Genomic DNA, 19397 nt, shown 5'->3' on the forward strand with positions numbered 1-19397 from the left:
GTACTCCTACAAAATCCATTGTCGTTATCTTGGGTCAGACACTTAGAACGTCTGACCGAGGGAGAATTGGAAAACCTGGGTTTCAGCGTCATCCGGTTTCTTGATCGGCATCGCCAACGCGAAGCTCAACGGGCCCAGCGCGGTGACCCAGGTCACGCCGACGCCGACGGAGCTGGCGAGGTTACTCAGGCTGATGTCGTTGCACTCGGTGTTGGACCGGGTGCCGTTGGCATTGGTGGTGTCGTCGCAGCTGGAGTCGAATACGTTACCCACGTCCCAGAATACCGAGGTACGCAGGGAGCGCTGATCCTTGACGAACGGCATCGGGAACAGGAGTTCGGCACCGCCCTGGATCAGGACGTTGCCACCGAATGGCAGCGGATCCTGGTCCGGATCACGGATGGTGCCCGGGTTAGTGCCTCGGCTCGGAGTACTGCGCGGACCCAGGGTACTGTCCTTGAAGCCACGCACCGAGTTGAAACCACCGGCGTAGTAGTTCTCGTAGAAAGGCAGGCCGTCGGTCGAACCGTAGCCATCGCCATAACCCAGCTCGGTGTGCAGGCGCATGGTGTAGTTGTCAGACAGCGGCTGGAACAGCTGGCCGCGGTAGTCGAGCTTGAAGAACGACAGGTCGCTGCCAGGCGTAGTGGTTTCCAGGACCAAGCTCTGGGAGCGGCCACGGGTCGCCAGCACACCCTTGTTCAGGGTCGACTCGGACCAACCAACAGATGCCTTGAAGTTCAGGTACTTGTCGCCCTCTTTCTCGACGAAATCGAAAATTTCGTCAACGGTATAGCGGCCAGTGCTGATCTCGTCCTGCTGGGCGGTGAGGCCGAAGGTCAGGCGCGAAGTCTCGCTGATCGGATAGCCGATGTTGACGCCGGCACCCAGGCTGTCCACCGCATAGCTGGAGATGTCAGAGTCGAGTTCGTCGTAGTCGGTGGTGCGATAGAAGGCGTTGTAGCCCAGGCTCACACCGTCGGCAGTCCAGTAGGGGTCCACGTAACCGAAGTTGTAGCGGGTCTGGTATTCGCTGCGGGTCAGGCCCACGCTGACGCGGTTACCGGTACCGAGGAAGTTGTTCTGGGTGATCGAACCACCCAGGATCAGGCCCGCGCTCTGGGCGAAACCGACGCTGGCGGTGATCGAACCGGAGGCTTGTTCCTCGACGCTGTAGTTCACATCCACCTGGTCATCGACGCCCGGTACGGCCGGGGTCTCGACGTTGACTTCCTTGAAGAAGCCCAGGCGCTCCAGGCGGGTCTTAGACTGGTCGATCAGGTAGGTCGACGCCCAGCCACCTTCCATCTGGCGCATTTCGCGACGCAGCACTTCGTCCTCGGACTTGGTGTTGCCACGGAAGTTGATGCGGTTGACGTAGGCACGCTTGCCGGGGTCCACGGCGAACGTGATGTCGACGGTATGGTCTTCATCGTGCGGTTGTGGCACGCCGTTCACGTTGGCGAAGGTGTAACCTTCGTTACCCAGGCGGCGAGTGATCAGCTCGGACGTGGTGGTCATCAGCTTGCGCGAGAACACCTGGCCCTTCTGCACCAGCAACAGCGATTTGACCTGGTCTTCCGGAACCTTCAGGTCACCACTGAGCTTGACGTCACGAACGGTGTACTTCTCGCCTTCGTTGACGTTGACAGTGATATAGACATGCTTCTTATCCGGGGTGATGGACACCTGGGTCGAAGCAATGTCCATGTTGATGTAGCCACGGTCCAGGTAGTAGGAGCGCAGGCGCTCCAGGTCACCGGAGAGCTTTTCACGAGCGTACTTGTCGTCGTTCTTGAAGAACGACAGCCAGTTGGTGGTCTTGAGTTCGAACAGGTCGATCAGGTCTTCATCCGGGAACACCGTGTTGCCGACCACGTTGATGTGCTGGATGGCGGCGACGGTGCCTTCGTTGATGTTGACCTTCAGGCCGACGCGGTTGCGCGGCTGCGGCACGACTTCGGTGTCGACAGTCGCCGAATAACGGCCCTGAGCAACGTATTGGCGTTGCAGCTCGTTACGGACGCCTTCGAGGGTCGCGCGCTGGAAGATCTCGCCTTCGGCCAGGCCGGATTGCTTGAGGCCTTTCATCAGGTCTTCAGTGGAGATCGCCTTGTTGCCTTCGATCTCGATACTGGCAACCGATGGGCGCTCGACGACCGTGATGACCAGGACATTGCCGTCGCGGCCCAGCTGGATATCTTGAAAGAAGCCGGTCTTGAACAGCGCACGAGTGGATTCCACCAGGCGCCGATCATCCGCCTGCTCGCCGACGTTCAACGGCAAGGCACCAAAGACGCTACCCGCGGAAACCCGCTGGAGGCCGTTGACGCGAATATCAGAGATAGTGAAGGACTCGGCGTGAACTTCGGCGATCATCAATACGGTGAGAACCGCAGTTAGCAGCAGACGTTTCATGAAGTCCTTTCTTATTCCAACTGGCAATAAACAAAATGCCGCAAAATGCGGCAGATTCGCAATTCAGCGAAGCGTTACAGACGACCCAGATCGTTGACCAGAGCAAGCAACATCACCCCGACCACCAAGCTGATACCGATCTGTATCCCCCAACCTTGCACCCGATCCGACAAGGGACGACCACGCGCCCACTCGATCAGATAAAACAGCAAATGCCCCCCATCCAGTACCGGAATGGGCAGCAAATTCAGAACCCCCAGGCTAATGCTCAGATAAGCAAGGAAATTCAGGAAATCAGCGACGCCCGACTGGGCAGAAGCGCCCGCCACTTTAGCAATGGTTATCGGTCCACTCAAGTTTTTTACCGAGAGCTCGCCGAACAACATTTTCTTCAGCGAGTCCAGGGTCAGGACACTCATGGTCCAGGTACGACGCGCACCCTCGCCAATCGCCTCAAGAGGGCCGAAGCTGACCTCGCGGATCATTTCCGGCGGCCACTCGACAGCCTTGACGCCCGCCCCCAGGTAACCGGTCGGCGCCTTGCTTTCGCCACGGGCGGCCAGCGTCACCGGGACGTCGATTGAAGCACCGTCGCGTTCGACGCGCAGCAGGATTTTGGTATCAGGACGTACACGAACCGAATCAACCACCTGTTGCCAGTCATTCACCGACTGGCCATCGAATGCCAGCAATCGGTCGCCGGTTTTCAGACCTGCGGCGTGAGCCGGGCCTTTCGGATCGAGCTCGGCCAGCACAGGCGGCAGCGCCGGACGCCATGGGCGGATCCCGAGGGAACGGATCGGATCCGGCTCGTCGGCGCCCTTGAGCCAGTTGTCGAGCATCAGCTCTCGCGGCGAATCCGCCGTCGAGCCCTGCTCGCGCACCAGCAATTGCAGCGAGCCACTTTCGCCGAGGCGGCGCACCAACTGCAGATTGACCGCCGCCCAGCCCGAGGTGGGTTCACCATCGATGGCGACAATTTCCTGGCCTGCGCCCAACCCGGCCCGAGCCGCCACGCTGCCGGCCTCTACCGCACCGATGACCGGACGCACCTGCTCGCTGCCGAGCATTGCCAAAGCCCAGAAAAACACCAGAGCCAACAGGAAATTGGCGATCGGGCCCGCCGCCACGATAGCGATACGCTGACGAACGGTCTTGCGATTGAAAGATTGGTCAAGCTGATCGACAGGCACTTCGCCTTCGCGCTCATCGAGCATCTTGACGTAGCCGCCCAGGGGGATGGCCGCGACGACGAACTCGGTGCCCTGCTTGTCGTGCCAGCGCAGCAAAGGCATGCCGAAGCCAACGGAAAAACGCAGAACCTTGACGCCACAGCGACGCGCGACCCAGAAATGGCCGAATTCGTGAAAAGTGACCAGCACCCCCAGCGCAACCAGGGTGCCGACAATCATATAGAGCGCGCTCATCTGTTTTCTCCACAATCCTGCCCGGGACAACCCTGGCTAAGGTACCGCAGTCTCAACGCCCGTGGCGCTTCAACCAATGGCCCGCCAGCTCACGAGCCCTGGCGTCAACGGTAAATACCGCATCGAGATCATCAAGCGAAACCACGGCCTCGAGATTCAAGACCTCCTCGATGATACTCGCGATCTCGAGGTAACGGACACGCCCATCGAGAAACGCTGCGACCGCCACTTCGTTGGCCGCGTTAAGCATGGCCGGGGCACTGTTGCCGGCCTCGGCCGCCTGCCGCGCCAGGCGCAGGCAAGGAAACCGCTGTTCATCGGGCGCCTGGAAATCCAGACGGGCGATGGCAAACAGGTCCAGCGGCGCCACCCCCGAATCGATCCGCTCCGGCCAGGCCAGCGCATTGGCGATCGGCGTGCGCATGTCCGGGTTCCCCAACTGGGCGAGGACCGAACCATCGACATAATCCACCAGGGAGTGGATCACGCTTTGTGGATGGATCACCACCTCGACCTGGGACGGCCGGGCATCGAACAGCCAGCAGGCCTCGATCAGCTCCAGCCCCTTGTTCATCATGCTGGCGGAGTCCACGGAGATCTTGCGTCCCATGGACCAGTTCGGATGGGCGCAAGCCTGCTCGGGCGAAACATGCACCAATTCTTCCAGGGGTGTCTGCCGGAATGGGCCGCCAGACGCTGTCAGAAGAATCCGCCGAACGCCGACCGCCCCCAGGCCGCGGGAAAAATCCTGCGGCATGCATTGGAAAATCGCATTGTGTTCGCTGTCGATGGGCAGCAGTACCGAGCCGCTTTTGCGCACCGCCTGCATGAACAGTGCACCGGACATCACCAGCGCTTCCTTGTTCGCCAGCAGGATTTTCTTGCCAGCCTCCACCGCCGCCAGCGTCGGACGCAAGCCCGCCGCCCCGACGATTGCCGCCATCACGGCGTCGACTTCAGGGTCGGAAGCCACCTGGCAAAGGCCCTCCTCGCCCACCAGCACATGAGTTTGCAGGCCAGCGGCGCGCAGGTCGTCCTGCAGCGCCCGCGCCACATCGGCATGTGGCACCACGGCAAAACGCGGCGTGTGGCGGATGCACAGCGCCAGCAGCTCGCTCAGGCGGGTGAAGCCACTGAGAGCGAATACCTGATAGCGCTCCGGATGGCGACCGATGACATCAAGGGTACTCAGTCCGATGGAGCCCGTGGCCCCCAGAACGGTAATCTGCTGAGGACGACTCACGGTGCCGCCATCCACAACAGCACGGCGAAGATCGGGATTGCGGCGGTCAGGCTGTCGATACGGTCCAGTACACCACCGTGGCCCGGCAGCAGGTTACTGCTGTCCTTGACCCCGGACTGACGCTTGAACATGCTTTCGGTCAGGTCGCCGACGACCGATACGAAAACCACCAGGGCCGCGCCGAACAGGCCCATCAGCAATTGCGCGACGGTCCAGTCCCGCACAAAACCGACCACAGCGGTAATGACCAGGCTCAGGGCCAGGCCACCGTAGACACCTTCCCAGCTTTTGCCCGGACTGACTTTCGGCGCCAGCTTGCGCTTGCCAAAGGCACGACCGGAAAAATAGGCGCCAACGTCAGCCCCCCAGACCAGTACCATCACCGCCATGATCTGCCAGTTGCCCAGTGCGCCCTGCTTGATCCAGATCAGCCCTTGCCAGGCCGGCAGCAGGATCAACAGGCCGATCATCAGCTTGGTCGCGGCATTGGCCCAGTGGTGCGTAGTGCGTGGATAGGTCAGCACCAGGAAGGTTGCCGTCGCCCACCACAGCACTGCCGCCCCCAGCACCCACGGCGCGATGCCAGGCACGAGGTACATGATGAACAGCATGGCGGCGACCACTGCCGCGTAGATCATGCGCGCCGACTGCGCAGCAAAACCTGCCAGTCGCGCCCATTCCCAGGCGCCCAGCGTCACGACCAGGCCGATGAACAGGGCGAAGCCGGCTCCTTCAAGCAGGAAAAAGCCAGCCAAGGCGATGGGCAACAGGATCAGGGCGGTGATGATTCGTTGTTTGAGCATTAAACCCGGGCTCCAGCTTCGATCTGCTCGCTCGTTTTACCGAAACGACGCTGACGGGAAGCGAAATCGGCCAGCGCAGTGCGCATGGCTTCGTGTTTGAAGTCCGGCCAGAACAGGTCGGAGAAGTACAGCTCGGCGTAAGCCAGCTGCCAGAGCAGGAAATTGCTGATGCGATGTTCGCCACCGGTGCGGATGCACAGATCCGGCAACGGCAGGTCGCCGGTTGCCAGGCAGGTTTGCAACAGCTCGGGCGTGATGTCTTCGGGCCGCAGATGACCGGCCTGGACTTCCCGCGCCAGGCGCTGCGCCGCCTGGGCGATATCCCACTGACCGCCATAATTGGCGGCAATCTGCAGCACGAACCGATCGGCGCCAGCCGTGGCGGTCTCGGCTTCGCGCATCGCAGCCTGCAGTTCCGGATGAAAGCGCGAGCGATCACCGATGATCCGCAGACTGATCCTGTTCTCGTCGAGGCGCTTGGCTTCACGCCGCAACGCCTTGAGGAAAAGGTCCATCAAGGCGCTGACCTCGTCGGCCGGACGCTGCCAGTTTTCGCTGGAAAACGCGAACAGGGTGAGCACCTCGACCCCGGCCTCGGCGCACACTTCAATGACCGCCCGAACCGCGTCGACCCCGGCTTTATGCCCGGCGACACCGGGCATAAAGCGCTTCTTGGCCCAGCGGTTATTGCCGTCCATGATGATCGCCACATGGCGCGGTACCGCGAACGGCACGGCCTGCTTGGTCTTATCCATGAAAACGAGACCCTTATACGGCCATCAGGTCTTTTTCTTTCTCGTCCGTAGCCTTGCTGATCTGGGCCTCGGATTCTTTGGTCAGCTTATCGATATCAGCGATGGCACGACGCTCTTCGTCTTCACTGATTTCCTTGTCCTTGACCAGCTTCTTCAGCTCACCCAACGCGTCACGACGGATATTGCGCACGGCAACACGCGCGTCTTCCGCGGCGCTACGGGCCTGTTTCGTGAAGCCTTTGCGCGTTTCCTCGGTGAGGGCCGGCATCGGGATCAGCAGCAGCTCGCCCAGGTTGGTTGGGTTGAGGTTCAGACCGGCGCTCTGGATCGCCTTGTCTACCGCGGCGAGCATGTTGCGCTCGAAAGCCACGACCTGCAGGGTGCGCGAGTCTTTTACAGTGACGTTGGCGACGCTGCTCAGCGGCGTGTCAGTGCCGTAGTAAGGCACCATGACGCTGCCGAGGATGCTCGGGTGAGCCTTGCCGGTACGAATCTGGCCGAATGCGTGGCTCAGAGACTCCAGGGATTTCTGCATGCGCTCTTGAGCGTCTTTCTTGATGTCGTTGATCATTGCTTGCCTTCCTCGATCAGTGTTCCTTCGGCGCCACCGTGCACGATGTTGAGCAGGGCCCCGGGTTTGTTCATGTTGAAAACGCGCAGCGGCATCTTGTGGTCGCGGCACAGGCAGATAGCGGTCAGGTCCATGACACCCAGCTTGCGATCCAGCACTTCATCGTAGGTCAGATGATCGAACTTCTCGGCATGCGGGTCTTTGAACGGGTCAGCGGTGTACACGCCATCCACCTTGGTAGCCTTGAGCACGACATCGGCGTCGATCTCGATCGCTCGCAGGCACGCGGCCGAATCCGTGGTGAAGAACGGATTGCCGGTACCCGCGGCAAAAATCACCACCTCCTTGGAATTGAGGTGGCGCATGGCTTTGCGGCGATCGTAGTGATCGGTCACGCCAACCATGGAAATCGCCGACATCACGATCGCGGAGATATTGGCACGCTCCAGCGCGTCGCGCATAGCCAGGGCGTTCATCACAGTGGCCAGCATGCCCATGTGGTCGCCCGTGACCCGATCCATGCCCGCCGCGCTCAGCGCCGCGCCACGGAACAGGTTGCCGCCGCCGATGACCAGGCCGACCTGAACGCCGATCCCGACCAACTGGCCCACTTCCAAGGCCATGCGGTCCAGCACTTTCGGGTCGATCCCGAACTCTTCCGAGCCCATCAGGGCCTCGCCGCTAAGCTTGAGTAGAATGCGTTTATAGCGAGCCTGATAACCACTGCCCTGCTGAGCCATTGCGAATCTCTCCTGCGGCGTATTTTTCAAAAAATTCTGTTGCGGGCTGTTTGCAGCCTGCGTTCACTCTAGCTTGACGCTGACACAGCGCCATCGGAACACGGCTTTGTAAGCCAGTTCCGACAGGAAACCAATATAAATCGGCATCCTTATCCGAAAAGAGGCTGCGCGCGTGAGCGGGCAGCCTCTTCAGGGCGACAGTTATACAAACTGTCTTATTGCTTGCTGGCAGCCAGCTGAGCAGCCACTTCTTCAGCGAAGTTGTCTACTGGTTTCTCGATGCCTTCGCCCACTTTGAAGTAGGTGAAGGAAACGATTTCAGCGCCGCCCTTCTTGGCCAGTTCACCGACCTTGATTTCAGGGTTCTTGACGAACGCCTGCTCAACCAGGCTGGCTTCAGCCAGGAATTTGGTGATACGACCGGCAACCATTTTTTCAACGATTTCGGCTGGCTTGCCTTTGATCTTGTCTTCGTTGAGCTGCATGAACACAGCTTTTTCACGCTCGATGGCGTCAGCGGAAACTTCCGACGGCAGCAGGAACTCAGGGTTGCTGGCAGCGACGTGCATTGCGATGTCTTTGGCCAGCTCGACGTTGCCGCCTTTGAGGGCCACAACAACACCGATCTTGTTACCGTGCAGGTAAGAACCGACAACATCGCCTTCGACGCGAACCAGACGACGGATGTTGACGTTTTCGCCTACTTTGGCAACCAGGGCTTCACGAGCCGATTCCTGAGCGGCGATCAGCGGAGCTGCGTCGGTCAGTTTGTCGGCGAATGCTTTTTCGACGCTGGCGGCAACGAATGCCTTGAAGTCGTCTTGCAGGGCCAGGAAGTCGGTCTGCGAGTTGACTTCGATGATAACGGCAGCTTTACCGTCATCCTTGATGCCGATCGCGCCTTCAGCGGCAATGTTGCCGGCTTTCTTGGCAGCCTTGATGGCGCCCGAAGCGCGCATGTCATCAATGGCTTTCTCGATGTCGCCGCCAGCCTTGGTCAAGGCTTTCTTGCAGTCCATCATGCCTTCGCCGGTACGCTCGCGCAGTTCTTTGACCAACGCTGCAGTAATCTCTGCCATTTCAAAATCCTCTTGGATAGGTTTTCAACCATTCCACCCGACCGAACGGGCGATCAATTCTTCCTGAAAAACCACTGCTTATAGACCGCTGCAGGTTACAAACAGGTAGCTGCGCTGGCGACAAGTGGTTTTCGAGGTGGCAAAAAGGGGGCCAAGCCCCCTTTTTGCTTACTGAGTCAACGCCAGGGCGTCAATTACTCAGCGGCTGCTGCCGGAGCTTCTTCAGCGAAGACTTCGGTGCCGCCATTTACATTGTTGCGACCACGGATGACAGCGTCAGCCATCGAACCCATGTACAGCTGGATGGCGCGGATGGCGTCATCGTTGCCTGGGATGATGTAGTCAACGCCTTCCGGGCTGCTGTTGGTATCGACAACGCCGATGACCGGGATACCCAGCTTGTTGGCTTCGGTGATCGCGATGCGCTCGTGGTCAACGTCGATCACGAACAGCGCGTCAGGCAGACCGCCCATGTCCTTGATACCGCCCAGGGAGCGGTCCAGCTTCTCAAGATCACGAGTGCGCATCAGCGCTTCTTTCTTGGTCAGCTTGGCGAAAGTACCGTCTTCGGACTGGACTTCAAGGTCACGCAAACGCTTGATGGAAGCGCGAATGGTCTTGAAGTTGGTCAGCATGCCGCCCAACCAGCGGTGATCGACGTACGGCGAACCGCAACGTGCTGCTTCTTCAGCAACGATCTTGCCAGCGGAACGCTTGGTGCCAACGAACAGAATCTTGTTTTTGCCCTGGGCCAGGCGCTCTACGAAGGTCAGTGCTTCGTTGAACATCGGCAGGGTTTTTTCAAGGTTGATGATGTGGATCTTGTTGCGCGCGCCGAAAATGTACTTGCCCATTTTCGGGTTCCAGTAACGGGTCTGGTGGCCGAAGTGCACACCGGCCTTCAGCATATCGCGCATGTTGACTTGGGACATGATAGTTCCTTGGTAAGTCGGGTTTGGCCTCCACGTATCCCAATGACCAACCAGCGACTGTAAAAGCCGAAGGCACCCAGGTCATCGTGTCGACACGTGTGTGGATTTAAGCTTACGGGGTCATCCCCGGAAAGCGGCGCATTTTATACCACAGCAAGGATTAAAACGAAACCCGGATTCTGAAAACCTGGCGAAGCGCTTGCACGCCGCCCGTTCATTGCCCAGGAATACGCACCCTTATAGAGAGAAGCGATGCACGCGGGCGCGGATTTGCGCTGATCGTCTGGTAGAATCGCCTTTTTCAGGGCCGCAACGACATCATCCGCCGCCCATTTCGTTTTGAACAGCGCCGTCGGGCGCAGAGAGAGCCTGTATGACCGTCACCCTCAAGACTCCCGAGGACATCGCCAAAATGCGTGTCGCCGGCAAACTCGCCGCCGAAGTGCTGGAAATGATCGCCGACTACGTCAAGCCGGGCGTCACCACCGAAGAGCTGGACCGCATCTGCCACGATTACATCGTCAACGAGCAGAAGGCCATCCCGGCTCCACTCAACTATAAAGGCTTCCCGAAGTCGATCTGCACCTCGATCAACCACGTGGTCTGCCACGGCATCCCCAACGAGAAACCGTTGAAGGATGGCGACACCCTGAACATCGACGTCACCGTCATCAAGGACGGCTACCACGGCGATACCAGCCGCATGTTCCACGTCGGCAACGTACCGGAGTGGGCCGAGCGCCTGTCCAAGGTCACCCAGGAATGCATGTACATGGCCATCGAACTGGTGAAGCCGGGCTGCCGCCTGGGTGACATCGGCGAAGTGATCCAGAAGCACGCGCAGAAAAACGGTTTTTCGGTGGTGCGTGAGTTCTGCGGCCACGGCATCGGCAAGGTGTTCCACGAAGAACCGCAGATCCTCCACTACGGCCGCGCCGGTACCGGCATGGAACTGCAGGCGGGCATGACCTTCACCATCGAACCGATGATCAACCAGGGCCGCGCCGACACCAAGGTCCTTGGCGATGGCTGGACCGCCATCACCAAGGACCGCAAGCTGTCGGCGCAGTGGGAGCACACGCTGCTGGTCACCGAGACTGGCTACGAGATCTTCACCCTGCGCAGCGATGACACCATTCCCCGTGTTTCCGCCTGATCAGAACCCAGCCTGACCGATCCGATAGATATAGATAGAAAGGAAAGCCATTCAATGCCGCAGGTGGATCCCGAACTCTTCGACCGCGGCCAGTTCCAGGCTGAACTGGCCCTGAAGGCAAGCCCCATCTCGGCATTCAAGAAGGCGATCCGCCAGGCCCACGAAGTGCTCGACCAGCGCTTTCGCAGTGGCCGCGATATTCGTCGGCTGATCGAGGACCGCGCCTGGTTCGTCGACAACATCCTGCAAAAGGCCTGGGAGCAATTCAATTGGAGCGAGGACGCCAACATCGCCCTGGTGGCCGTGGGCGGCTACGGGCGCGGCGAACTGCACCCCTACTCCGATATCGATCTGCTGATCCTGCTGGAGAGCGCCGACCACGAGATTTTTCGTGATTCCATCGAGCGCTTCCTCACGCTGCTGTGGGACATCGGCCTGGAAGTCGGCCAGAGCGTGCGTTCGGTGCAGGAATGCGCCGACGAGGCCCGCGCCGACCTCACGGTGATCACCAACCTGATGGAAAGCCGCACCATCGCCGGCCCCGAGCGCTTGCGCCAGCGCATGCTCGACGTCACCAGCACGGCGCACATGTGGCCAAGCAAGGACTTCTTCCTGGCCAAGCGCGCCGAGCAGAAGGCTCGCCATCACAAGTACAACGATACCGAGTACAACCTGGAACCCAACGTCAAAGGCTCGCCAGGCGGGCTGCGGGACATCCAGACCATCCTGTGGGTCGCCCGTCGCCAGTACGGCACGCTGAACCTGCGCGCACTGGCCGGCGAAGGCTTCCTGGTGGAAAGCGAGAACGCCCTGCTGGCCTCGTCCCAGGAATTCCTCTGGAAGGTCCGCTACGCGTTGCACATGCTCGCAGGGCGCTCCGAGGATCGCCTGCTGTTCGATCACCAGCGCTCCATCGCCGGCCTGCTGGGTTTCGAAGGCCAGGACGCCAAGCAGTCCATCGAAAACTTCATGCAGCAGTACTACCGCGTGGTGATGAGCATCGCCCAGCTCAGCGAACTGATCATCCAGCACTTCGAGGAAGTCATCCTCGCGCCGGAAGACGAGGCGCCGCCGCAGCCGATCAATTCCCGGTTCCAGTTGCACGACGGCTACATCGAGGCGCGCCACGCCAACGTGTTTCGCCGCACGCCGTTCGCCATGCTCGAGATTTTCGTGCTCATGGCCCAGCAGCCGGAAATCAAGGGCGTGCGCGCCGACACCATCCGCCTGCTGCGGGAAAACCGTCACCTGATCGATGACGACTTCCGCCACGATATTCGCAACACCAGCCTGTTCATCGAACTGTTCAAGTGCAAGATCGGCGTGCACCGCAACCTGCGGCGCATGAACCGCTATGGGATCCTCGGGCGTTACCTGCCGGAGTTCGGCTACATCGTCGGGCAGATGCAGCACGACCTGTTCCACATCTATACGGTCGATGCGCACACGCTGAACCTGATCAAACACCTGCGCAAGTTGCAGTACACCCAGGTGTCGGAGAAATTCCCGCTGGCCAGCAAGCTCATGGCCAAGCTGCCCAAGCCTGAGCTGATCTACATGGCGGGGCTGTATCACGACATCGGCAAGGGCCGCCAAGGCGACCATTCGGAGATTGGCGCGGTGGATGCCGAGGCGTTCTGCCAACGGCACCAGTTGCCGGTGTGGGACAGCCGGCTGATCGTCTGGCTGGTGCAGAACCACCTGGTGATGTCGACCACCGCCCAGCGCAAGGACTTGTCCGACCCGCAGGTGATCCACGACTTTGCCCAGGCGGTGGGCGATGAAACCCGCCTGGATTATCTCTACGTGCTGACCGTGGCCGACATCAACGCCACCAACCCGACCCTGTGGAATTCCTGGCGCGCCAGCCTGTTGCGCCAGTTGTACACTGAGACCAAGCGTGCCCTGCGCCGTGGTCTGGAAAACCCGGTGGATCGCGAAGAACAGATCCGCCGCACCCAGAGCGCGGCCCTGGACATCCTGGTACGCGGCGGCACCGATCCGGATGATGTCGAGCAACTCTGGTCGCAACTGGGCGATGACTACTTCCTGCGCCATACCGCCGGCGATGTGGCCTGGCACACCGATGCGATCCTCCAGCAGCCGGCCGATGGCGGTCCGCTGGTATTGATCAAGGAAACCACCCAGCGCGAATTCGAGGGCGGTACGCAGATCTTCATCTACGCCCCGGACCAGCACGATTTCTTCGCCGTGACCGTGGCGGCGATGGACCAGCTCAACCTCAACATCCATGACGCCCGAGTCATCACGTCCAGCAGCCAGTTCACCCTCGACACCTACATCGTGCTCGACACTGACGGCGACTCGATCGGCGACAACCCGGCGCGGGTCAAGCAGATTCGCGACGGTCTCACCGAAGCCCTGCGCAACCCGGCGGACTACCCGACCATCATCCAGCGCCGGGTACCGCGCCAGCTCAAGCATTTCGCCTTTGCGCCGCAGGTAACGATCCACAACGACGCACAGCGCCAGGTCACCGTGCTGGAACTCAGCGCGCCGGACCGCCCGGGCCTGCTGGCGCGGGTCGGCCATATTTTCCTGGAATTCGACCTGTCGCTGCAGAACGCCAAGATCGCGACCCTCGGCGAGCGGGTGGAAGACGTATTCTTCATCACCGACGCCCATAACCAGCCGCTGTCCGACCCGCAGCTGTGCAGCCGTTTGCAGGAAGCGATCGTGCGGCATCTGAGCGTCAACCAGGAACCCGACATCAACCTGACGCGCATCAGCATCTGAACGAACATATTCCCCCTGTGGGAGCGAGCCTGCTCGCGAAAGCCGCGGATCAGTCAATGATTTTGTCGACTGACACAGCGTATTCGCGAGCAGGCTCGCTCCCACAAGGGGCAGTGCCCACATTGAACGAGGCCCCCGATGAACAACGCCCTGTCCCAGCTCCAGCCCTACCCGTTCGAGAAGCTTCGCGCCTTGCTCGGCAGCGTCACGCCCAATCCTGACAAGCGCCCGATCGCGTTGTCCATCGGCGAACCCAAGCATCGCTCGCCCGCTTTTGTGGCTGAAGCCCTGGCCGGCAATCTGGAAAAAATGGCCGTGTACCCGACCACCCTTGGCATCCCCGAGCTGCGCGAAGCCATCACCGATTGGTGCGAGCGGCGCTTCAACGTGCCAGACGGCTGGCTCGATCCGGCGCGCCATGTGCTGCCGGTCAACGGCACCCGTGAAGCCTTGTTCGCCTTCACCCAGACCGTGGTCAACCGTGGCGATGACGCCCTGGTCGTCAGCCCGAACCCCTTCTATCAGATCTACGAAGGCGCAGCATTCCTGGCCGGGGCCAAGCCACACTACCTGCCATGCCTGGACACGAACGGCTTCAACCCGGATTTCGATGCCGTCTCGCCGGACATCTGGAAACGCTGCCAGATCCTGTTCCTCTGCTCCCCGGGAAACCCGACCGGCGCCTTGATTCCGGTGGACGTGCTGAAGAAGCTCATCGCCCTGGCTGACGAGCACGACTTCGTCATCGCCGCGGACGAGTGCTACAGCGAGCTCTACTTCGACGAACAGACCCCGCCGCCAGGCCTGCTCAGCGCCTGCGTCGAACTGGGTCGCAAGGACTTCAAGCGCTGCGTGGTGTTCCACAGCCTGTCCAAGCGCTCCAACCTGCCGGGCCTGCGCTCCGGTTTCGTTGCTGGCGACGCCGACATCCTCAAGGGCTTTTTGCTCTACCGCACCTATCACGGTTGCGCGATGCCGGTTCAGACCCAATTGGCGAGCATTGCCGCGTGGAACGACGAAGTGCACGTCCGGGCCAACCGCGCGCTGTACCGGGAAAAATTCGACGCGGTGCTGGAAATCCTCAGCCCGGTGCTCGACGTGCAACGCCCCGACGGCAGCTTCTACCTGTGGCCGAACGTGGCCGGCGACGACGCGGCATTCTGCCGTGACCTGTTCGAACAGGAACACGTGACGGTCGTCCCAGGCTCGTACCTGTCGCGCGATGTGGACGGCGTCAACCCCGGCGCCGGCCGCGTGCGCATGGCCCTGGTCGCGCCATTGGCCGAATGCGTGGAAGCGGCGGAGCGGATTCGCTCGTTCATCCAACGTCGGGGTTGATGGTTATCGAGCCGAAACGGACCGCTGCCGTGGCGAGGGAGCTTGCTCCCGCCGGGCTGCGCAGCGGCCCTAAAAGCAGACAACTCAATCTGTCTGATGCATTCGATCCATACAACACGCTGCCCGTACAGCAAATTGCGGTCATGGGCTGATTCTCAAGAGTCGCCGCGTGGTGTTCAACATCAAGGGTAACGACTAGCGCCTGGTGGTCGCCATTGCCTACCGCTTCGGCGCTGTGTACATCAAGTTTGTCGGCACTCATCGCCGATACGATGAGATCGACGCAAACACCGTGGAAATGGAGTAATCATCATGAACATTCGCCCAATCCGCACCGATGAAGAATACCGGGTAGCTCTCAAAGAGATCTCTCCCCTGTTTGAGAATGAGCCTGAACCTGGCACCCCGGAAGGCGATGCTTTCGAAGTCATGGTCACTCTGATCGAGGCATATGAAGCCAAGCATTTCCCGGTGGATCTGCCCGACCCAATTGAAGCCATCAAGTTTCGCATGGAGCAATCCGGACTCACCGCGGCCGATCTTGCTCCGGCTATCGGAAAAACGAACCGCGTATACGAGGTGCTCAACCGTAAGCGCTCGTTAACTCTGCCCATGATCTGGAAGCTTCACGATATGTTCGGCATCCCAGCAGAAAGCCTGATAAAGCCAATAAAAGCTGCCTGATACTAGCCCGGCCCGCCGGGCTTTTTCAAACCAGCAAGGACAAGAAATGGCCTCAACCGAAGAGAAAGACATGCCAGAGGAGTATTTATTTACCCAACCCCAAATTCGCCTCCGCCAGATCCAGCTCCGCCAGCACCTCACGCAACACATCATCGCCAATCTGGTGCTGGCGACTGAGGCGATACAGCTCCAACCGCTGCGCTCGGTACGCCTTCAAACGCAGCCGGCGCTCCAGCAGGTCCATTTCGAACGCCAGCGCCTGGGCTTCGGCCGAGTCGTTGAATACCTCAAGCTGATGACGATACTCGGACATCAGCCGCGCCTTGACCTCCGTCGCCAGCGCCGCCGTGGCCGCGTCAGGCGCGGCTGTCTCGGCCGGTTCCTCCACTTCCAAGGCATGAATCGCCGCTTCAGCGGTTTTACGCCAGGCCTCACGGACTTCGTTGCGGCGCTTGTCGTCCGGCCCCTTCTCGACGCCGCGCAACAGCAGGGGCAAAGCGATGCAAGCGGCGACCAGTGACAGCAGAATCACCCCCGCAGCGATGAAAATCAGCAAGTCGCGCTCGGGAAACGCCTCCCCCGCCTCCAACAGCAACGGCACCGACATCACGCCCGCCAGCGTTACCGCCCCGCGCACGCCGCCAAACGTCAGCAACCAGCAAGAGCGCGCGTTCGGCACCAGGGTCAACTCGCCCTTGCCGCGCCAGCGGCGCAACAGCCCGGACAAGCGCCAAATGCTTTGCACCCAGACAAAACGCAACACCAGCAGCACCAGGAAAATCGCCACCACATCCAGGCAGCGGTAGAACAACATCGGCCACAACGTGGTCTCGTGGCTGGTCACGGCTTTGATGATGTCCGGCAGTTGCAAGCCCAGCAGCAGGAAAATCAAGCCATTGAAGGCAAATTCCAACAGCGCCCAGACACTGCGATTGAGCAGCCGCGTGCCGGTCTGGCGCGGCAGCAGGTCAAGCCAGCTCTGCATCATCCCAGCCGCCACCGCCGAGAGAATGCCCGAGGCACCCAGGCGTTCAGCCAGCACATAAGCGGCAAACGGCAGCAACAACATGGACACCACATGGGTAGCGGGGTCGTCCCAGCCCCGGGCGATCATCCATGCCCGCAAGCGTCCCACCAGCCAACTCAGGGCCACGCCTACGAGCAGGCCACCGACAGCGACCAAGACAAAAGTCAGGCTGGCACTGGCCAGGGAGAACACCCCGGTGATGGCCGCTGCCACAGCGAACTTGAAAGTCACCAGGCCCGACGCATCGTTCATCAGTGCCTCGCCCTGGAGCATGTGCATCAACGGCGCGGGCAAGCGGTCCCGGGCGATCGCCGACACCGCCACCGCGTCGGTCGGCGACAGCACCGCCGCCAGGGCGAAGGCCACCGGCAACGGGATGCTCGGCAATAACCAATGAATGAAATAACCCGCGCCGACCACCGTGAACAACACCAGCCCGACCGCCAGCGTCAGGACCGGCCCGCGCAGGCGCCACAGCTCGCGCTTGGGCATGCGCCAGCCGTCGGAGAATAACAATGGCGGGAGGAACAGAAACAGGAACAACTCGGGATCAAGCGCCACATGCAGCCCCAGCGATGGCCAGGCCAGCACGGCGCCGGCAGCGATCTGCACCAGGGGCAACGGCAGCGGGATCAATCGTCCGACCAGGCGCGAGACGCCCACCAGCATCAACAGGATCAGGACGGTATAGGCGCTTTGCATAACAACTTTCCAGTGACAGCCACACACATCCGGCAACAGCTTGCCGTTGAAGTGCCATATTAACCGCTTAGCATTGGCCTGGCCGTTACACCTATGTCGCAATCCACCTCCTGTGGGAGCGAGCCTGCTCGCGAAGGCGCTCGGTCAGTCATATTGCCGTCGACGGAATAACCGCTATCGCGAGCAGGCTCGCTCCCACAGGTTCGAAGATGCATGACGATCTGGGCCGCCGCGAAACCGTCCGGTCATGGCATAATCCTTCACCTTTTATTTCCAGCACCTGCAAAGGGGGCAGTTCCTTGACCGATTCAAGCAAAACGTTGCACCTTTTCGGCATCAAAGCCTGCGACACGATGAAAAAGGCCCGCACCTGGCTCGATGAACACGCGGTGCATTATGACTTTCATGATTACAAGACTGCCGGCATCGACCGTGAGCACCTGGCCCAATGGTGCAACGAGCATGGCTGGCAAGTGGTGTTGAACCGTGCCGGTACGACCTTTCGCAAACTCGACGACGAACGCAAAGCCGATCTCGACCAGACGAAAGCCATCGAACTGATGCTCGCCCAACCCTCGATGATCAAGCGCCCGGTGCTCGATCTCGGTGACCGAACCCTGATTGGCTTCAAGCCAGATATCTATGCGGCAGAGATCAAGTAAGCCTGCCCAGTCCATTTTGTTGAGGTAATTTTCATGTCCACTACCCTGTTCAGCCTGGCCTTCGGTGTCGGCACTCAAAACCGTGAAGGCGCCTGGCTGGAAGTCTTCTACGCCCAACCGCTGCTCAACCCGTCGGCCGAGATCGTTGCCGCCATCGCGCCGATCCTTGGCTACAGCGAAGGCAACCAGGCCATCACGTTCACCACGGCCCAGGCCTCGCAACTGGCTGAAGCGCTGCGCAACGTCGACGCCGCGCAAGCCAAGCTGCTGACCCGCCTGGCTGAAAGCCACAAGCCGCTGGTCGCCACGCTGCTGGCCGAAGATGCGCAACTGACCTCCACGCCCGAGGCGTACCTCAAACTGCACCTGCTGTCCCATCGCCTGGTCAAGCCCCACGGCTTGAACCTGGCCGGCATTTTCCCACTGCTGCCGAACGTGGCCTGGACCAGCCAGGGCGCGATCGACCTGGCCGAACTGGCCGAGCACCAGCTCGAAGCCCGTCTGCGTGGCGAGTTGCTGGAAGTGTTCTCGGTGGACAAATTCCCGAAGATGACCGACTACGTGGTTCCGGCCGGCGTGCGTATCGCCGACGCCGCGCGCCTGCGCCTGGGCGCCTATGTGGGCGAAGGCACCACGGTGATGCACGAAGGTTTCGTCAACTTCAACGCCGGTACCGAAGGGCCGGGGATGATCGAAGGCCGGGTCTCGGCGGGTGTGTTCGTCGGCAAGGGCTCGGACCTGGGCGGCGGCTGCTCGACCATGGGCACCCTGTCGGGTGGTGGCAACATCGTGATCAAGGTTGGCGAAGGTTGCCTGATCGGCGCCAACGCCGGCATCGGCATTCCGCTGGGCGATCGCAACACCGTGGAGTCGGGCCTGTACGTGACGGCAGGCACCAAGGTTGCGCTGCTGGATGAGAACAACCAATTGGTCAAAGTGGTCAAGGCTCGCGACCTGGCCGGCCAGCCGGACCTGCTGTTCCGGCGCAACTCCGAGACCGGCGCAGTGGAATGCAAGACCCACAAGTCGGCCATCGAGCTGAACGAAGCACTGCACGCGCATAACTGAACCGCTTCACACCTCACCTGTGGGAGCAATCTTGC

General features: G+C 60.7%; 16 protein-coding genes and 1 pseudogene. 7 read left to right on the top strand and 10 right to left on the bottom strand.

What is annotated here, in order from left to right:
- Nucleotides 1-42: 42 nt before the first annotated feature.
- The 9 genes from bamA to rpsB all read right to left on the bottom strand — a co-directional run bounded on the left by bamA (nt 43) and on the right by rpsB (nt 9968).
- Nucleotides 43-2418, bottom strand: a complete 2376-nt coding sequence (gene bamA / locus J3P97_RS21395; RefSeq protein ID WP_434601715.1) for an outer membrane protein assembly factor BamA — start codon at nt 2416-2418, stop codon at nt 43-45.
- Nucleotides 2419-2492: 74 nt separating this feature from the next.
- Nucleotides 2493-3845: an RIP metalloprotease RseP gene (gene rseP, locus J3P97_RS21400; protein ID WP_434672720.1), complete on the bottom strand. Its 1353-nt coding sequence runs from the start codon at nt 3843-3845 to the stop codon at nt 2493-2495.
- A 52-nt stretch (nt 3846-3897) separates the two neighbouring features.
- The gene (gene ispC / locus J3P97_RS21405) at nt 3898-5088 is read right to left on the bottom strand and encodes a 1-deoxy-D-xylulose-5-phosphate reductoisomerase (protein ID WP_434601716.1); all 1191 of its coding nucleotides are present in this window, start codon (nt 5086-5088) and stop codon (nt 3898-3900) included.
- The gene (locus tag J3P97_RS21410; protein ID WP_434572113.1) at nt 5085-5891 is read right to left on the bottom strand and encodes a phosphatidate cytidylyltransferase; all 807 of its coding nucleotides are present in this window, start codon (nt 5889-5891) and stop codon (nt 5085-5087) included. The genes ispC and J3P97_RS21410 overlap by 4 nt, the downstream gene beginning before the upstream one ends.
- Nucleotides 5891-6646 carry a polyprenyl diphosphate synthase gene (uppS, locus tag J3P97_RS21415; protein ID WP_305499090.1) on the bottom strand — a complete coding sequence of 252 codons (756 nt, stop codon included), beginning with the start codon at nt 6644-6646 and terminating at the stop codon, nt 5891-5893. Before uppS ends, J3P97_RS21410 begins: the two co-directional genes overlap by 1 nt.
- 13 nt (nt 6647-6659) lie before the next feature.
- Nucleotides 6660-7217, bottom strand: a complete 558-nt coding sequence (gene frr / locus J3P97_RS21420) for a ribosome recycling factor (RefSeq protein WP_305499089.1) — start codon at nt 7215-7217, stop codon at nt 6660-6662.
- Entirely contained in the window at nt 7214-7957 is a 744-nt protein-coding gene (pyrH, locus tag J3P97_RS21425; RefSeq protein ID WP_039591983.1) for a UMP kinase, read from the bottom strand. The genes frr and pyrH overlap by 4 nt, the downstream gene beginning before the upstream one ends.
- A gap of 215 nt (nt 7958-8172) precedes the next feature.
- Nucleotides 8173-9036 (bottom strand): translation elongation factor Ts, encoded by an 864-nt coding sequence (gene tsf, locus J3P97_RS21430; protein ID WP_024619613.1) that lies wholly within the window; start codon nt 9034-9036, stop codon nt 8173-8175.
- A gap of 194 nt (nt 9037-9230) precedes the next feature.
- A complete protein-coding gene (gene rpsB / locus J3P97_RS21435) occupies nt 9231-9968 on the bottom strand; it encodes a 30S ribosomal protein S2 (protein ID WP_003198231.1) in 738 nt (245 codons plus the stop codon).
- Between the two features lie 373 nt (nt 9969-10341).
- Here rpsB and map point away from each other — a divergent pair, with 373 nt between their 5' ends.
- From map to J3P97_RS21460, 5 genes and pseudogenes are all read left to right on the top strand, one after another.
- On the top strand, nt 10342-11124 hold the full coding sequence (gene map / locus J3P97_RS21440; protein WP_030139491.1) for a type I methionyl aminopeptidase: 783 nt from the start codon (nt 10342-10344) through the stop codon (nt 11122-11124).
- Between the two features lie 54 nt (nt 11125-11178).
- Entirely contained in the window at nt 11179-13881 is a 2703-nt protein-coding gene (locus tag J3P97_RS21445; RefSeq protein WP_434672721.1) for a [protein-PII] uridylyltransferase, read from the top strand.
- Nucleotides 13882-14019: 138 nt separating this feature from the next.
- Complete coding sequence (gene dapC, locus J3P97_RS21450) at nt 14020-15219, top strand: succinyldiaminopimelate transaminase (RefSeq protein WP_434672722.1); 1200 nt, start codon at nt 14020-14022, stop codon at nt 15217-15219.
- 151 nt (nt 15220-15370) lie between these two features.
- Nucleotides 15371-15526, top strand: a pseudogene (locus J3P97_RS21455) (type II toxin-antitoxin system HigB family toxin); the annotation flags it as partial.
- Nucleotides 15527-15531: 5 nt separating this feature from the next.
- A complete protein-coding gene (locus tag J3P97_RS21460) occupies nt 15532-15903 on the top strand; it encodes a helix-turn-helix domain-containing protein (protein WP_434572106.1) in 372 nt (123 codons plus the stop codon).
- A gap of 85 nt (nt 15904-15988) precedes the next feature.
- On the opposite strand, the gene J3P97_RS21465 is transcribed toward J3P97_RS21460, so the two are convergent.
- Entirely contained in the window at nt 15989-17632 is a 1644-nt protein-coding gene (locus J3P97_RS21465; protein WP_434672723.1) for a Na+/H+ antiporter, read from the bottom strand.
- 353 nt (nt 17633-17985) lie between these two features.
- Between J3P97_RS21465 and J3P97_RS21470 the strand changes: the two genes are divergently transcribed.
- The gene (locus J3P97_RS21470; protein ID WP_434605203.1) at nt 17986-18294 is read left to right on the top strand and encodes an arsenate reductase; all 309 of its coding nucleotides are present in this window, start codon (nt 17986-17988) and stop codon (nt 18292-18294) included.
- A 33-nt stretch (nt 18295-18327) separates the two neighbouring features.
- On the top strand, nt 18328-19362 hold the full coding sequence (gene dapD / locus J3P97_RS21475; protein ID WP_434572101.1) for a 2,3,4,5-tetrahydropyridine-2,6-dicarboxylate N-succinyltransferase: 1035 nt from the start codon (nt 18328-18330) through the stop codon (nt 19360-19362).
- Nucleotides 19363-19397: the final 35 nt, after the last annotated feature.

Origin of the sequence: Pseudomonas sp. R1-15 (genome assembly GCF_051132085.1) — a bacterium.
Taxonomy (GTDB): Bacteria; Pseudomonadota; Gammaproteobacteria; order Pseudomonadales; family Pseudomonadaceae; genus Aquipseudomonas.

What these genes read in the sequence shown, in the direction of transcription:
- bamA (WP_434601715.1), bottom strand. Translation starts at nt 2,418, where the DNA reads ATGAAACGTCTGCTGCTAACTGCGGTTCTCACCGTATTGATGATCGCC.
- rseP (WP_434672720.1), bottom strand. Translation starts at nt 3,845, where the DNA reads ATGAGCGCGCTCTATATGATTGTCGGCACCCTGGTTGCGCTGGGGGTG.
- J3P97_RS21410 (WP_434572113.1), bottom strand. Translation starts at nt 5,891, where the DNA reads ATGCTCAAACAACGAATCATCACCGCCCTGATCCTGTTGCCCATCGCC.
- uppS (WP_305499090.1), bottom strand. Translation starts at nt 6,646, where the DNA reads ATGGATAAGACCAAGCAGGCCGTGCCGTTCGCGGTACCGCGCCATGTG.
- frr (WP_305499089.1), bottom strand. Translation starts at nt 7,217, where the DNA reads ATGATCAACGACATCAAGAAAGACGCTCAAGAGCGCATGCAGAAATCC.
- pyrH (WP_039591983.1), bottom strand. Translation starts at nt 7,957, where the DNA reads ATGGCTCAGCAGGGCAGTGGTTATCAGGCTCGCTATAAACGCATTCTA.
- tsf (WP_024619613.1), bottom strand. Translation starts at nt 9,036, where the DNA reads ATGGCAGAGATTACTGCAGCGTTGGTCAAAGAACTGCGCGAGCGTACC.
- rpsB (WP_003198231.1), bottom strand. Translation starts at nt 9,968, where the DNA reads ATGTCCCAAGTCAACATGCGCGATATGCTGAAGGCCGGTGTGCACTTC.
- map (WP_030139491.1), top strand. Translation starts at nt 10,342, where the DNA reads ATGACCGTCACCCTCAAGACTCCCGAGGACATCGCCAAAATGCGTGTC.
- J3P97_RS21445 (WP_434672721.1), top strand. Translation starts at nt 11,179, where the DNA reads ATGCCGCAGGTGGATCCCGAACTCTTCGACCGCGGCCAGTTCCAGGCT.
- dapC (WP_434672722.1), top strand. Translation starts at nt 14,020, where the DNA reads ATGAACAACGCCCTGTCCCAGCTCCAGCCCTACCCGTTCGAGAAGCTT.
- J3P97_RS21460 (WP_434572106.1), top strand. Translation starts at nt 15,532, where the DNA reads ATGAACATTCGCCCAATCCGCACCGATGAAGAATACCGGGTAGCTCTC.
- J3P97_RS21465 (WP_434672723.1), bottom strand. Translation starts at nt 17,632, where the DNA reads ATGCAAAGCGCCTATACCGTCCTGATCCTGTTGATGCTGGTGGGCGTC.
- J3P97_RS21470 (WP_434605203.1), top strand. Translation starts at nt 17,986, where the DNA reads ATGAAAAAGGCCCGCACCTGGCTCGATGAACACGCGGTGCATTATGAC.
- dapD (WP_434572101.1), top strand. Translation starts at nt 18,328, where the DNA reads ATGTCCACTACCCTGTTCAGCCTGGCCTTCGGTGTCGGCACTCAAAAC.